14 protein-coding genes are annotated in these 15,488 nt (G+C 50.2%); 11 read left to right on the forward strand and 3 right to left on the reverse strand.

Annotated features, from left to right (window positions below; genetic code table 11):
• Positions 1-358 precede the first annotated feature (358 nt).
• From purB to B0I18_RS11735, 5 genes are all read left to right on the forward strand, one after another.
• Positions 359-1,708, forward strand: a complete 1,350-nt coding sequence (gene purB, locus B0I18_RS11715) for an adenylosuccinate lyase (RefSeq protein WP_106522986.1) — start codon at positions 359-361, stop codon at positions 1,706-1,708.
• 135 nt (positions 1,709-1,843) lie between these two features.
• Positions 1,844-2,986 (forward strand): T9SS type A sorting domain-containing protein, encoded by a 1,143-nt coding sequence (locus B0I18_RS11720; protein ID WP_106522893.1) that lies wholly within the window; start codon positions 1,844-1,846, stop codon positions 2,984-2,986.
• A 150-nt stretch (positions 2,987-3,136) separates the two neighbouring features.
• Positions 3,137-3,571, forward strand: coding sequence for a MarR family winged helix-turn-helix transcriptional regulator (locus B0I18_RS11725; protein WP_106522894.1), 435 nt, complete (start codon positions 3,137-3,139; stop codon positions 3,569-3,571).
• Positions 3,572-3,625: 54 nt separating this feature from the next.
• On the forward strand, positions 3,626-4,888 hold the full coding sequence (locus B0I18_RS11730; RefSeq protein ID WP_181358436.1) for an MFS transporter: 1,263 nt from the start codon (positions 3,626-3,628) through the stop codon (positions 4,886-4,888).
• Positions 4,889-5,033: 145 nt separating this feature from the next.
• Positions 5,034-6,386 carry an acyl-CoA dehydrogenase family protein gene (locus tag B0I18_RS11735; RefSeq protein WP_106522895.1) on the forward strand — a complete coding sequence of 451 codons (1,353 nt, stop codon included), beginning with the start codon at positions 5,034-5,036 and terminating at the stop codon, positions 6,384-6,386.
• A 74-nt stretch (positions 6,387-6,460) separates the two neighbouring features.
• On the opposite strand, the gene htpG is transcribed toward B0I18_RS11735, so the two are convergent.
• Together htpG and B0I18_RS11745 are read right to left on the reverse strand one after the other, a co-directional pair.
• Entirely contained in the window at positions 6,461-8,356 is a 1,896-nt protein-coding gene (htpG, locus tag B0I18_RS11740) for a molecular chaperone HtpG (RefSeq protein ID WP_106522896.1), read from the reverse strand.
• Positions 8,357-8,481: 125 nt separating this feature from the next.
• Positions 8,482-8,721: a hypothetical protein gene (locus B0I18_RS11745; RefSeq protein ID WP_106522897.1), complete on the reverse strand. Its 240-nt coding sequence runs from the start codon at positions 8,719-8,721 to the stop codon at positions 8,482-8,484.
• Between the two features lie 182 nt (positions 8,722-8,903).
• Between B0I18_RS11745 and B0I18_RS11750 the strand changes: the two genes are divergently transcribed.
• The 4 genes from B0I18_RS11750 (at position 8,904) to B0I18_RS11765 (ending at position 12,875) form a co-directional block, all read left to right on the forward strand.
• Entirely contained in the window at positions 8,904-10,094 is a 1,191-nt protein-coding gene (locus tag B0I18_RS11750) for a pyridoxal phosphate-dependent aminotransferase (protein ID WP_106522898.1), read from the forward strand.
• A 97-nt stretch (positions 10,095-10,191) separates the two neighbouring features.
• On the forward strand, positions 10,192-10,851 hold the full coding sequence (locus tag B0I18_RS11755; protein ID WP_106522899.1) for a LamG domain-containing protein: 660 nt from the start codon (positions 10,192-10,194) through the stop codon (positions 10,849-10,851).
• 140 nt (positions 10,852-10,991) lie between these two features.
• The gene (gene purD, locus B0I18_RS11760) at positions 10,992-12,263 is read left to right on the forward strand and encodes a phosphoribosylamine--glycine ligase (protein WP_106522900.1); all 1,272 of its coding nucleotides are present in this window, start codon (positions 10,992-10,994) and stop codon (positions 12,261-12,263) included.
• A 33-nt stretch (positions 12,264-12,296) separates the two neighbouring features.
• Positions 12,297-12,875: a DUF3109 family protein gene (locus tag B0I18_RS11765; RefSeq protein ID WP_106522901.1), complete on the forward strand. Its 579-nt coding sequence runs from the start codon at positions 12,297-12,299 to the stop codon at positions 12,873-12,875.
• An 89-nt stretch (positions 12,876-12,964) separates the two neighbouring features.
• Here B0I18_RS11765 and B0I18_RS11770 read toward each other — a convergent pair whose 3' ends face one another.
• Positions 12,965-14,062: an Mrp/NBP35 family ATP-binding protein gene (locus tag B0I18_RS11770; protein WP_106522902.1), complete on the reverse strand. Its 1,098-nt coding sequence runs from the start codon at positions 14,060-14,062 to the stop codon at positions 12,965-12,967.
• 186 nt (positions 14,063-14,248) lie between these two features.
• Here B0I18_RS11770 and B0I18_RS11775 point away from each other — a divergent pair, with 186 nt between their 5' ends.
• Together B0I18_RS11775 and B0I18_RS11780 are read left to right on the forward strand one after the other, a co-directional pair.
• Entirely contained in the window at positions 14,249-14,890 is a 642-nt protein-coding gene (locus B0I18_RS11775) for a carboxypeptidase-like regulatory domain-containing protein (protein ID WP_106522903.1), read from the forward strand.
• Between the two features lie 102 nt (positions 14,891-14,992).
• The gene (locus B0I18_RS11780; protein ID WP_106522904.1) at positions 14,993-15,472 is read left to right on the forward strand and encodes a DUF4920 domain-containing protein; all 480 of its coding nucleotides are present in this window, start codon (positions 14,993-14,995) and stop codon (positions 15,470-15,472) included.
• The last annotated feature ends 16 nt before the right edge of the window (positions 15,473-15,488 follow it).

The following is a 15,488-nucleotide window of genomic DNA, read 5'->3' on the forward strand; positions in this document are numbered from 1 at the left end:
GTACAAACTCAGGCAAAACTAGCAGCACTGGTGCGCAACAATGTTCATTTTTCGACAAAAGGCGGTTTATCTTCGACATTTTATGCTTCGGCAATGATCAACCCGCAGGCCTTGCTCCTATTGCCTCCGGTCCTGTTTAAAAGTCAGGGTACCGGTAAGCGCACACTGCCGCCTGCCCGGTTGTATTGCCGGGCGAAAGATAATATACGTTGCCGAGATATTCCTGGCTATACATCGTGCCCGGTCAGAAAAAGTTACACCTGCCCGGAAAAATATTTTTATTCCCCTGGGAGCGGCAATTCCCATGGCGGTATTTAAAAAGTTCCGGGGCGTTACGGATTTTATTACTTTTGCACCCATGAATTTAACGCCACTTTCCGCCATTAGCCCCGTAGATGGCCGCTACCGCAAGCAGCTGGAAGAGCTCGCTCCTTATTTTTCTGAATTCGGACTGATCCGTTACCGCATCCGGGTAGAGATCGAATATTTTCTCGCCCTTGCCGAAGCCGGTATCTTCAAGCTGCCCGCAAAACTGAAGCCCGCAAAGCTGCGCGCTATTTACCAAGAGCTGACGGAAGAACAGGCCCAGCAGGTAAAAAATACCGAACGCGTCACCAATCACGATGTGAAAGCCGTAGAGTATTTTATTAAAGAACAACTGCAGGCGCTTGGCGGCGAAGAGTGCTCCGAGTGGGTGCATTTCGGTCTTACCTCCCAGGACGTAAACAATACTTCCGTACCCCTGCTGTGGAAAGAAGCGCTGGAAGAGGTTTTCCTGCCCGCGTTACTGAACCTGGTGTCTACGCTCGAAAAGATGGCCAAATCCTGGAGTCATGTGCCCATGCTGGCCCGTACCCATGGCCAGGCGGCATCGCCTACTACTCTCGGCAAAGAGCTCATGGTATTTGTAGAAAGGTTGCAGAACCAGGTGGAGCTGTTTGCTTATATTCCTTTCGCTGCCAAGTTTGGCGGCGCTACGGGCAACTTTAACGCGCATCATGTAGCATTCGGTAAAAAAGACTGGATCGCTTTCGGCAACCAGTTCGTGAACGAAAAACTGGGCCTGCAGCGCATGCAGTTTACCACGCAGATCGAACACTATGATAACCTGGCCGCCCATTTCGATGCGCTCAAAAGGATCAACACCATCCTGGTCGACTTCTGCCGCGATATCTGGACCTACGTATCGGTAGACTATTTTAAGCAGAAAACGGTAAAAGGTGAAGTAGGATCGAGCGCTATGCCGCATAAGGTAAACCCGATCGATTTCGAAAACGCTGAAGGTAACCTGGGTGTTGCCAATGCCCTGTACGAGCACCTGGCCGCCAAACTGCCCATCAGCCGCCTGCAGCGCGACCTGACCGACTCTACCGTATTGCGCAATATCGGTGTACCGGTGGCGCATAGCTTCCTGGCATTAAAATCGCTGGAGAAAGGCTTGGGTAAACTGGTATTGAACGAAGCCAAACTGAACGACGATCTCGAAAATAACTGGGCCGTCGTAGCCGAGGCGATTCAAACCGTACTGCGTCGCGAGAAATTCCCGAAACCTTACGAAGCGCTGAAGGACCTTACCCGCGGACAGCAAAGTATTACCAAAAAGACCATGCATGCCTTTATCGAAAAACTGGATGTATCGGCCAAGGTGAAAAAAGAACTGCTGGCCATTACCCCGCAGAACTATACGGGTGTTACACCAAAATATTAATACAGATATTTATATGTTCAAAGCTGCCTCTTACGGGGCAGCTTTTTTGTGTTAAAATTCGTTAACAATTAGGTAACGGGCCGGTAGCATATAATTTATGGACGAATGCCTACGTTTGTACGATAAATTTGTTGCATGGTATCCCGGTATTTGTTTGCCGCTCTTATTTTTCTGCTCCTGCCTTTTCTTTCCCCGGCACAGAATAAAGTTTCCGTTTATGTAGTCGCGCATCCCGACGACTGGCAGTTATTTATGGGCAACGATGCCTATGTCGATATCCAGGATACGACCAACAAAGTTGTTTTTATATTGACGACTTCGGGCGACGCTACCTGTAGCCGGCCGCAGATAAACATGAAGCTGGCACGGTCCAGGGAGCATGGCGTGCTCAACTCTATCCGCTTCTGTTCGGATATGCGCAGCCGCGTAGATTCCAGCTGCCGCACACGTACGGTCAACATTAACGGCCACGATATTCTCTGTTACCCGTATAAAAATGTGCGAAGCTATTTCCTGCGCCTGCCCGACGGTTGTTTCAAATCCGGTTATAAAGGACAGAGCATTGAATACCTGCACAACGGCACCATTGACCGCATAGCAGCGATAGACGAATCCGAAACCTATAACGGTTGGTCCGACCTGGTAACGACGATTCGCACCATCATTGCCGAAGAGACCAGGGGTAAATCGGATATAACCATTAACTACCAGGACCATGACAAGTCTTACAACGTCAACGACCACCCCGACCATATTTTTACCGGGCTGGCTGCAAGCCAGGCTGCGGCGGCCTTTCCCGGCATAAAGCATGTGGGTTATATGGATTACAATATTGCTAAAAAAACCATCAACCTGGCGCCGGAAGAGATCGCCATCAAGTCGGGCATTTATGCCCTGGCCGATTTCGGTATTACCGAACAGGGCGATTTTTCTTCCTTTGATAAGGCCCATCTCGAATTCCTGACGCGTACCTATAGCCGTCGCCTGCCTTCGGTCGACTCTGCCGGCAACCCGGTTTATGCGCTTGAGCTCAAAGCCTATCCCAGCCCGGCGCATGGAGATAAGGTATGGGTACAGTTTTTTATGAATGGTGTGCAGGAGGTAACCCTGCTGTTGCGTGATATGAACGGTAACCTGATCTGGAAGAACGATGCCGTACATGCAGTAAGGGGCGAAAATATCGCCGAGGTCCCGCTGAACACGGTAGTGCCGGGTATTTATACCATATCCCTGTACACCGGCAGCAACCGGGAGCATATTAAGCTGGTGCGGCTGTAGCACCCGCTTTTACTATAGTTGAAACCCGCGTCCCGGCCAGGATGCGGGTTTCGTTTTATAGGGCTATAAAAGTTAATGATCGGGTAAACCGATTTTTAAAATTGGTAAAGCTACTTTATTAAGTAACTTTGTAAAGTTAATTTACCTTTTATGGCCGATCTTCCTCTTGAAATAGCTTCCACACTACGTGCTACCTCCACCCGCCTGGTGCGCAACCTGCGCAGGCAGAGCGCCAACCTGCCCTTTTCGCATACCGATCTGCTTACGCTGAGCCTGCTGCATGAGCATGGCAGCCTGTTGCCCTCCGAGCTGTCCGAGCTGGAGCGGATATCTGCCCAGGCCATTTCGCAGGTCATCAATAAACTCGACGAGGCCGGTTGCATCCGTAAGAAAGCCGACAAGACAGACAAGCGGAAGACCGCGCTTTCGCTTACCCCCCGCGGAGAGAAGATACTGCAGGATAACTGGCAGCAAAAAAACGAATGGCTGGCCATGGCCATGAGCGATCTGTTTTCCGAAAAGGAAATGAAAACGATCGTATCCTGCCTGCCCCTGTTGCAGCGGCTGGCAGCGCACAATGGTTAAACTGCCGGGCACAGGTTTACGTCCCGGTTGTATATAAAAAATGATGGTTCTGATATGACGATGTTTCGCTCTTTTAAATATTATAATTACAGACTGCACATTACCGGTCAGTTTGTATCGCTGATCGGCACCTGGATGCAAAGGGTAGCCATCAGCTGGTTGGTTTACCGCATAACAGGTTCCGCTTTCCTGCTTGGCCTGGTCAGTTTTTTGAGTCTTATTCCTTCGCTGGTACTGTCGCCCTACGCGGGCAGCTTCGTAGACCGGCATAATAAGTACCGGGTCGTAAAAGCCACACAGCTGGCACTGATGATCCAGGCCGGGGCCATGGCCCTGCTGGTATGGCTTAAATGGTACAGTATACCCGCTATATGCCTGCTGAGCCTGGCCCAGGGTATCATTGCCGCGTTCGACAATACCGGCCGGCAGTCGATGATGGCCGAGATTGTACCCGAAAAAGAAGACCTGCCCAATGCCATCGCACTCAACTCTTCCGTATTTAATGCAGCGAGGCTTATCGGGCCGGCCATTGCCGGGGTAACGCTGAGCACCATCGGGGAGGAGGCCTGTTTCCTGATCAACTTCCTCAGTTTTATCGTCGTACTGGTCTGTCTCTTTTATATGAAGCTGGATAAAAAAACGTCGGAGCCGCACGAGCAGGATGTGTGGAGCGAGCTGCGTGACGGTTACCAGTACCTGAAAGCCGAACCCGACCAGTCCTCGCTCATCGTATTGCTGGCTTGTTCCAGCCTGGTCGTGATTCCTTTTACCACCTTGCTGCCCGTAATTGCCAAACAGGTTTTTAATGGTAATGCCGAAACCTTCAGCTGGTTCGAAAGTGCGGGTGGCCTGGGCGCTATGGCCGGCGCTATTTATATGGCGGCGCTTAAACCGGGTCGTAATATAGCGCACATTACGATCGTGGCTTCCTTCCTGTTCGCCATCGGGCTTATCCTGCTGGCTTTTTCGCCGACCCTGGTCATCGCGCTGATCTGTACCATGCTGGCCACGATCGGTATGATGATACAAACCTCATCCATCAATACTTACCTGCAAACCCATTCGCTGCCCGAGATGCGCGGTCGTACGGTAAGTTATTACCTGATGGCCTTCCAGGGCATGCTGCCCGTGGGTAGCCTGCTGGTCGGTTTTATGGCCGAACGCTGGGGCCTCGAGTATACGCTGGCTTTCGAAGGCGTGGCAGGTATTATACTGATCGCCGCTTACCAGGTGTATTACCGCAAAAGGATCGTGCCCCGCGTGCAACTACAGGACAAGCCGGTAGAAGCACTGCCGGAGCGGGAACACCAGGCTTAGATAACTTGCCGGCTCCCGGCTATGTGGCGGACTGAAAAATAAATAACTGCGCTTCCTAACAATTTACGGCTTTGTTTGTCTTCCTTATTGCCGGCGCCTGCAGCTTCGCAGAGTATGCCGGCTATGCAAACAAAATAAAAAGCCTATGTTTTCGAAAATAAAAGAAGCGTACCAGTTATGGAAGCATATCGACTTGGATGCCTTGGGGCGTTTGTCGCAAAAGATAGACCTGCCGCAGGTTATGGAGGCCGTGGGCCGGCTCGACGACCAGCAATTGGCGGGCCTGATGAAAATGCTGCGTTCCGGCGGGCATGCTAAAAAAGAGCTGCCGCCCGTTACCGGCGATTTTTACGATATCAGCCATAAGCTCAGCGAAGAAGATCGGGCGCTGCAGCTGAAAGTGCGCACCTTTATGGAGCAGGAAATACAACCTATCGTCAACGAATACTGGCTGAACGCCGAATTCCCATTCGAAATCATCCCGAAGCTGGCCGAACTTAATATCTGCGGCGTTACCTACGAAGGGTATGGCTGTCCTAACCGTTCTTTCCTGATGGAGGGCATAATCGCTATGGAACTGGCCCGCGTCGATACTTCGATCTCTACTTTTTTTGGCGTACAGAGTGGTTTGGCCATGGGCTCGATCTACCTGCTGGGCTCCGAAGAACAGAAACAGGAATGGCTGCCCGGTATGCAGCAGTTGAAGATCATGGGGGCTTTCGGGCTTACCGAGCCGGAAGTAGGTTCGGGAGCGGCCGGCGGCCTGACCACTACGGCCAAACGTGATGGCGACAAATGGATATTGAACGGGCAAAAGAAATGGATCGGCAATGCCACCTTTGCCGATGTACTGGTAATCTGGGCGCGTGACGTAGACGATAACGAAGTCAAAGGTTTCCTGCTGCGTAAGGATACGCCGGGCTTCGAAGTAAAAAAGATGCATGATAAAATGGCGCTGCGTATCGTACAGAACGGCCTCATTACGCTTACGGACTGTGTGGTGGCCGAATCTGACCGGCTGCAGCATGCACGTTCGTTTAAAGATACGGCCGAGGTGTTGCGCATGACCCGCGCCGGTGTGGCCTGGCAGGCCGTTGGTTGTGCCCGCGGCGCTTATGAACATGCCCTCGATTATACCCGCAAACGGAAGCAATTCGGCAAGCCCATCGCCGCCTTCCAGTTGGTCCAGAACCACCTCGTAGAGATGCTTTCCAATGTAACGGCTATGCAGACCATGGTATACCGCCTGTCTGAATTGCAGGACCAGGGCATGCTTAAGGACGAACATGCCTCACTGGCCAAGGTATTCTGCTCGCTGCGTACCCGCGATGTCGTAAGTAAGGCCCGCGAGGTAATGGGTGGTAACGGCATCCTGCTGGAGCATAACGTAGCCCGCTTTGTAGCCGACGCCGAAGCCATTTACTCCTACGAAGGTACCAAGGAGATCAACTCGCTGATCGTAGGCCGGGCCATTACCGGCTTCAGCGCTTTTGTATGATAAATTGATAAGGACAATAAAGAAAGCGGCCTGCAGGTGTACTGCAGGCCGCTGTTGTATCGTATTGCTGTTCCTTAGTTCTGGCCGATAAGCGCTACGCTGCGGTTTACGAACTCGGTAAGATCGGCGCCGGTAAGCATGCCCTGCGAAAGCAGTGCCAGGTCGAAGGCCTGGCGGGCCAGTTGCTGTTGGGTAGCTTCGTCTTTACTGTTCAGCATCAGCTGTATCAGTTTGTGGTTGCCGTTTACAGACACTTTGTATTTGTCGGGCATAGAACCGTAGAAGTTCATCATACCACCACCGGTTTTGGCCATTTCCTTCATCCTGCGCATAAACTCGTCCATAGTTACGGTTACCGGCAGTTCGTCGGGGCTCAGGCCGGTCACTTCCACATCCATCATTGGTTTGTTGATGGCCTTATCGAAGAGGTCTTTCACCATTTTGCTCTGGTCTTCGCTCAGTATGCTTTCGATCTTTTCCTCTTTTTCGATCAGCTTGTCCACTACGTCGGCATCTACGCGTTTCATTCGTACTTTTTCCAGTTTGCTTTCCATCTGGCCTATAAAGTGGTTGTCGAGCGGCGAGTTCATCAGCAGCACATCGTAACCTCTTTTTTCTGCACCCTGGATAAAGCTATGCTGCCTGGCCGGGTCATTGCTGTACAGGTAAACCACATTGCCTTCCTTGTCGGTCTGCAGGTCTTTGGTTTTATTGTGGTATTCTTCCAGGGTAAAGAATTCCTTATTGACATTCTCCAGCAGTACGAAGTCTTTGGCTTTGTCGTAGAATTTCTCTTCGCTGATCATACCGTATTTTACGAACAGGCCGATATCCGCCCATTTTTCCTCGAAGGATTTGCGGTCTGTTTTAAACAGCTCTGAAAGTTTGTCGGCTACCTTGCGGGTAACATAGTTGTTGATCTTTTTTACATTGCCATCGGCCTGGAGGAAGCTGCGCGACACGTTCAGGGGGATATCCGGGCTGTCGATAACGCCGTGCAGCAGCATCAGGAATTCGGGCACGATATCTTTTACCTCGTCGGTAATAAATACCTGGCGGCTGAACAGTTTGATCTTATTGCGCTGCAGTTCCAGTTCGTTCTTGATCTTAGGGAAGTACAGTACGCCGGTAAGGTTGAAGGGATAGTCCACGTTCAGGTGGATCCAGAACAGCGGCTCCTCGGAGAAGGGGTACAGTTCGCGGTAGAAGTTGAGGTAATCTTCGTCGGAAAGTTCGCCCGGAGCTTTGGTCCAGATAGGCGCGGTATTATTGATGATATCGTCTACCGTTACTTCTTTAAACTTAGGTTTGCCTTCTTCATCTTCGCCATCGGGCTCGCGCTCGGTGCGGGTGCCGAATTTGATGGGCACCGGTAAGAACTGGCAGTATTTATTGAGGATACCCCGCAATTTTGACTCTTCCAGGAACTCTTCCGACTCCTCGTTGATGTACAGGGTAATTTCGGTGCCGCGGGTAGCGCGGTCGCCGTCGGTAATTTCAAACTCGGTACTGCCATCGCAGATCCAGCGGGCGGGTTGTGCACCTTGCTGGTAGGATAGGGTATTGATCTCTACCTTATCGGCTACCATGAAAGCAGAGTAAAAGCCCAGGCCGAATTTACCGATGATCTCTTTGGCGTCTTTTGCCTCTTTGAATTTTTCCATAAACTCGGTAGCACCCGAAAATGCCACCTGGTTGATGTATTTCTTGATTTCTTCGGCAGTCATACCGATACCCTGGTCGCTGATGGTAATGGTCTTGCGGTCGGCATCTACTTTAATTTCGACCTGCAGCCCGTCCGTATCGCCGTTAAATTCGCCCAGCGAAGAGAGCCTTTTCAGCTTTTGTGTTGCATCCACGGCATTGGAAACCAGTTCCCGGAGGAAGATTTCGTTGTCGGAATACAAGAACTTTTTAATGATCGGAAAGATGTTTTCCGTGTGAATGGAGATATTGCCTTTTTCCTGCATATTATGATTCGTTTTTTATTTTCTATAGAGGTATAGCCAATTAAAGTACAATCATCATTCCAAAGGCATAAAAGTGGACAAATTGACATTTGTTATAGCGGAAAATGTTTATTTGTCCTGTCGTGTTACAGCGATACTTCGATGATGCGGTTAATGAGGGTCAGGTATTTAAACCGGAGCGCGGGCGGCAGTTGTTCGATCACGCTCAGGGGCTCTACCACGGGAAAGTCCATTTCCGCATTCCAGTCGACCAGTTTCAGCTGCGCCGACAGGCCGGCCTCATGGATAATATGCTCGATTCTTCGTACGACATCCAGCCGTTGTTCGAGGGTAAATTGGATCTTATTACCGATAACAGTTTTCATCCGGTAAAATTACAGAACCCTGTCTATTTTGCCATCCTGAATATAGGCGGAGGCAGGTAAATTCCTGCTTTTAACACCTTGTAAATCTCTTATTAAAGCGCTGCAGCCCTGGGCCGGTAGCCAAAAACTTTCCTTACCTTCGTTCATCAAAAAAAATAACCGGGGGATATAAACACCTGAACATGCAATTAGCACAACGACTCAACCGAATATCAGAACCGCAAACGATCTTAATGGCCAAACTGGGCCGGGAACTTAAAGCAAAAGGGATCAATGTGATCGACCTGAGCCTGGGCGAACCGGACTTCAAAACACCGCAACACATTATCGATGCGGCCACCGAAGCGATGAACCAGGGGTATACCAAATACCCGCCCATAGCCGGTTTCGCAGAACTGCGGGAGGCCATCGTAACCAAACTGAAAAGAGACAATAACCTCGATTATAAACCGGAAGAAGTAATGGTGAGTACCGGCGCCAAACAGGTGCTGGCCAATGCCATCCTGAGCATCATCAACCCCGGCGACGAAGCCATCATCCCGACGCCTTTCTGGGTTACCTATGCCTCCCTGGTATCGCTGGCTGAAGGCAAAAATGTATTCGTGCCCTGTTCTATCGAAGACCATTTTAAAATAACACCCGAGAAGCTGGAAGCGGCTATTACCGGGCGTACCCGGCTCTTTATCTTCTCTTCGCCCTGCAACCCCTCCGGCGCGGTATACTCCAGGGAAGAACTGCGGGCCCTGGCCGATGTATTTGTTAAATATCCCGATATCGTGATCATCAGCGATGAGATCTATGAATATATCAATTATGTAGGCGGGCACGAAAGCATTGCCCAGTTTACCGAACTGCGCGACCGTACCGTGGTGGTGAATGGCTTTGCCAAAGGCTTTGCCATGACCGGCTGGCGCCTGGGTTATATGGCGGCGCCCAAAGAGCTGATCCAGGCCTGCGATAAGCTGCAGGGCCAGTTTACTTCCGGCGCTAATTCCATTGCACAGCGCGCGGCCATTACCGCCCTGCTGGCCGATCTTACGCCCTCGTTCGATATGGTTAAAGCCTTTAAAGAGCGTAAAGAGTACATTATCCCGGCTTTACAGGCGATCCCGGGTATACGCATCAGCGCACCCGAAGGCGCCTTTTACGCCTTCCCCGATGTGTCGTCGTTCTATGGCAAGTCTTACAACGGGCAGGCCATCAACAATGCCGACGATATGGCCATGTACCTGCTCCATACCGGTCATGTGATCGGTGTAAGCGGCGCTGCCTTCGGCGATAATAATTGTATCCGGTTCTCCTTTGCCGCATCGATGGACACGCTCAGAGAAGGTATCCGCAGGCTTACAGAGGCCCTGGCAGCCCTGCAATAACCGGCTGTCTTTTTACGTTAAAATATGTAACCAGGTTTAAGTTCCGGCTTAAACCTTTTTACGGATATGATGTCTATTGGATATAAAAATTAGCGCCATGAGCAAACTATTTTCCGCTTTCAGTCTTGCAGCCCTGGTCATGTTTACCCTGTCTTCCTGTCTCAGGGACGACCGGTACGTGCCGGCCCCGCCGCAACCCCAGAAGTATACGTACGACGACGAATTTGAAAACAATAACAACAACTGGAACTTTGTCGATCAGGCCAATAAGGCCTATGGCGTAGTCAGCAACGGTACGTTCAAGTTCGATTATAACGACGATTTATCAGAAGCCTATTATGTTTCTAAAAATATAGGTTTTAATTATTATAACGATTTTACCCTGTATACCCGTATCGGCTCCAATAATAATATGGGATTGCTGTTCGGTTACCGGGAAAACAGCCAGACCTACGGTTACAGTTTTACCATAGATTATAATGGCAGGTATGCCCTCTACGACGAAGGCGGTAATGGCTACGGACCTAATGTGCAGACACTTGTAGCCGCAAGTAACACGACCGGCGCAGGCCGCGGTAATGGCGACTGGAACGACCTGAGACTCGAACAAAGGGGCAACCGCTGGATCGGTTATGTAAACAACGTGCAGGTATTCAATATCGACGCACAAAAACTGATCGGCACCAATGTGGGCTTTGTAAACGTAGCCAATACCCAGGGCGAAGCCGACTACCTGCAGGTAGACTGGTACAATTAACGATTGACTTTTGACTTCAATAATGAAAAGGGTTTGTAATGATTTATATTACAAACCTTTTTTCTTTGCCATAAACATCAGTTACCTTTGCGGTTTCTTTTTCATTACGCCATTGATCCGCTAGGGGATCCTTAGATATTATGAATATTTTACTGTTAGGTTCGGGTGGCCGCGAATGCGCACTGTCCTGGAAACTGAGTCAAAGCGATTTATGCGACCAGCTGTTTATTGCACCCGGCAATGCGGGTACCGCTGCATACGGAACCAATGTACCCTTGTCTATCGTCGATTTTGAGGGCATTAAATCTTTTTGCCTGGACAATAACATCGAATTGTTATTGCCCGGCGGCGAAGATGCCCTGGTAGCCGGTATCTACGATTATTTCAAAAATGAAGAAACCCTCCGTCATATCATTGTAGCCGGTCCTTCGCGCGCCGGCGCACAACTGGAAGGCAGTAAGGCCTTTTCCAAAAAGTTCATGCAGCGCCATGGCATTCCTACGGCAGCCTATCGCGAATTCGACGAGGCCAGCTTTGATGAGGGCCTGCAATACCTCGATCAGCATACCGTACCTATCGTACTGAAGGCCGATGGCCTGGCAGCCGGCAAGGGCGTAGTGATTACCAGCGATAAAGAAGAAGCCAAAAAAGTATTTGCTTCCATGATTAAGGAAGCCCAGTTTGGCGATGCGGGTAAAAAAGTAGTGGTAGAACAATTCCTGACCGGTATCGAAGTGTCTGTATTCGTACTGACCGACGGCGACCATTACGTGGTATTGCCGGAGGCCAAGGATTATAAGCGTATCGGCGAAGGCGATACCGGGCCCAACACGGGTGGCATGGGCGCTGTATCGCCCGTACCCTTTGCACAGGGAACCTTTATGGAGCAGGTCATCTGCCGTATTATAGATCCTACGGTAAAAGGACTTAAAGCCGAACAGATCACCTACCAGGGCTTTATCTTCTTCGGCCTGATTAATGTAAACGGGGATCCTTATGTGATCGAATACAATTGCCGTATGGGCGATCCTGAAACCGAAGTGGTGATGCCCAGGCTGGAATCCGACCTGGTAGCCTTACTGCAGCAGATGCATGCCGGCAAGCTGGATAGCGCCGTAATGAAACACAGCGATAAAGCGGCTGCAGCGGTAATGCTGGTATCGGCGGGTTATCCTGAAGCTTATGAAAAAGGCAAAGTGATGAGCGGCCTGGATACGGTGCAAGACAGTATATTATTCCATGCCGGTACAGCGCAAAAAGAAGCGGAAGTGCTGACCAATGGCGGACGCGTACTGGCCGTTACCGCTTATGGCGACAATATCAAAGCAGCGCTGGCAACGGCCTACGGCAATGCGGAAAAGATTAACTTTGAAGGAAAATACTACCGGAAAGATATCGGTTACGAGTTCTAAGCCGGCATAGCTAAAATAATAAGTACAAACATCATGATAGCGATAGATAATGTATTGATCAGTGACGATGTGATAGAGCAGCATTTTGTTTGCGACCTGAGCAAGTGCAAGGGCGGGTGTTGCGTAGACGGCGATACCGGTGCACCGATCACCCAGGAAGAGGCCGATATCATCGAAGATATTTACCCGAAGATAAAACACCTGCTCAGTCCCGAAGCTATCGGGCTGATCGAAGAGGATGGTACGCATACCTTCGACGACGAATATGGTCTGGTAACGCCTACGCTTAACGGCGGCATCTGCGTATACGGTTATTACGACGAGGCGGGCATCGTAAAATGCGCCATGGAACATGAATACAAGCTGGGTAATATCGACTTTAAAAAGCCGATCAGCTGTAACCTGTTTCCCATACGCATTACAGAGTACGATACTTACGAGGCCATGAACTACGAGCCCCGTAAGCCTATGTGCCGGCCGGCCTGTAAACTGGGCAAATCGTTGAAGGTACCGGTATACCAGTTCCTGAAGGAGCCGCTGATCCGTAAGTACGGCGAGGAGTTTTACCAGGCCCTGGACGCTACGGCGCAGGCCTATTACAAGGATAAATAGTAATCCTGCCTGATTTTATTATAACCTAAAAGCCCGGGAGCATACGCTCCCGGGCTTTTGATTGCAGCTTATTGCTGGTGTTATAATTATTAAGCCGGTATGGTTAATACACGGGTAGGATCGAGGTTGGCATTACGCATCGATACGCTGCGGGCCACTTCGGCGGCCACATGCAGGAAAGCGTCTTTACTTGCCGGGTCGTCGTTGAGCACTGCCGGTATACCCCGGTCGCCGCCTTCGCGGATGCTTTGTACAATAGGCACTTCACCGAGGAAAGGCACTTCAAACTGTTCGGCCAGCTGTTTGCCCCCGTCTTTGCCAAAGATGTAGTATTTATTTTCGGGCAATTCGGCAGGGGTAAAATAGGCCATGTTTTCTACAACACCCAGTATCGGTACATTGATCTGGCCCTGCTTGAACATCATCATTGCCTTCTTGGCATCGGCCATGGCTACTGCCTGCGGCGTGGTTACCACCACTACACCGGTTACCGGTACGGTCTGTACCAGGGTCAGGTGGATATCGCCGGTGCCCGGGGGCAGATCGAGGATCAGGTAGTCCAGTTCATCCCAGTATACATCGCTGATAAACTGGCGCAGGGCAGAGGTGGCCATGGGGCCGCGCCAGAGCACTGCTTGTTTCTCGTCTACCAGCAGGCCGATAGACATCACCTTGATGCCGAAGCGTTCGATGGGTTCGATCATGCCTTTTTCGCCTACATTACGCATCATAGGCCGTTCGCCCTGGATACCAAACATGATGGGTACCGAAGGACCATAGATATCGGCATCGAGGATGCCTACTTTAGCTCCTTCCTGGGCCAGTGCCAGTGCGAGGTTGGTGGATACGGTAGATTTGCCTACGCCACCTTTGCCGGAGGCTACGGCAATAATATTTTTTACATTAGGTAATACCGCACCGCCGTCTTTACGGTTCGAATTGACCCTTGCAGTCATATTCACGGTTACCTGGGCTTCTTTATTCACAAAAATGCGTACTGCATTCACACAGGCCGAACGGATCATCTCCTTCATGGGGCAGGCCGGTGTGGTCAGTTCTACCGTAAAGGATACGGCCAGTCCGTCGATCTTGATGTCTTTAATCATATTAAGGGTAACCAGGTCCTTGCCCAGGTCCGGGTCATCCACATTGGTCAACGCTTTTAATACTGCTTCTTCCGTAATCATTAGGTAAAATATTAAATCAGATTCTTCGTTTAAACAGAACGGCCCGCAGATTGTTGTTGTCTGCAACGGCATTCAGCCTGCAAAGTTAAGGGTTATACCGCTCTTTTACGGGTAACAGAAACTATAATTGTATTGTTATTAATGATAAACATTAACCTTATTTAAGGCCTTTGCCTTATTTTTGCCATGATGACGCGTACTACGAAATATATATTCCTGTTGGTTGTTACCTGTTTCCTGTTCAGCGCTTCCTTTGCGCAGCGCTTCTGGGACGAAGTGATCCAGATCACGGGCGTTACCATGACGGCAGACAGTCTCCGGGCCGTACCGAATGTTACCGTAACGGTTAAAAGTAAAGACCGGGGAACCTACTCCGGCGCGCAGGGCGTTTTTTCGCTGGTGTGCGCCAAAGGCGATACGCTCAGTTTCAGCGCTGTGGGGTACCGGGGTAAAGAGTTCGTAGTGCCCGATGTGGAAGGCCGTTATTTCAACGTGATCCAACTGATGACGCAGGATACCTTTTACCTGCCCGAAACCATTATCCGTCCTATCCCTTACGGCGAAGAGTTCGACTATGCCTTTAAGTACTGGGAGGTGCCGGATGATAAATATGAGGTGGCCCGTAAAAATACCAATAAGCGTACTATGCTGTACCTGATGGCCACACTGCCGCGCGACGGCCGTGAAAGCCAGGCAGCTTACCAGGCCAACCAGGCCAACCAGGCTACCTATTATGGTCAGCAGCGCCCGATCGGCATCTTCAACCCCTTGAAATGGAACGAGTTCTTCCAGTCCTGGAAACGCGGCGATTTCCGGAAGAAGTATTAATGCCCCAACTTCGCGGTTAATTTTTCAGTCTTATAAGGTAAATCCTTAATTTTACGGAGGGCCGGGCGCCCTGTTTACATTATTTATATCAAAACCAAAGCAATGAAAAAACTATTGATCCTTTCCACCTTATTCCTTTCGCTCGCAGGCACTACTGCCATGGCACAAAGCAATGGCAACAAAAAGGCCTACGGCGCTGCATTCAAACAGGCTGAAGCGATCGCATCGCCCGGCCGGCTCGATGTGATGATGAAGGGAAAAGAGAAACTTGAAAATATACAGCTGAGCGGTTATATTTCTGAAGTATGCCAGAAAGAAGGTTGCTGGTTACGGCTCAGGACCAATAAGTCGATAGAAGATGATATGTTCGTAAAAATGAAAGACCACGCTTTTTTACTGCCTAAGGATATTGCCGGCAAATCGGCGATCATCAATGGCACCGTGGTGAAAAAAGTACAGAGTGTAGCCGAACAGCAGCACTACCTGGAAGATGCAGGCGCTTCTAAAGAGGAGATCGCCAAAATTACCCAGCCTAAAGAAACTTACCAGATGCAGGCTACGGGTGTTGTATTGCTCGACTGATCCCAAATTTACCGAT

Origin of the sequence: Taibaiella chishuiensis, assembly GCF_003014535.1 — a bacterium.
Lineage (GTDB): Bacteria > Bacteroidota > Bacteroidia > Chitinophagales > Chitinophagaceae > Taibaiella > Taibaiella chishuiensis.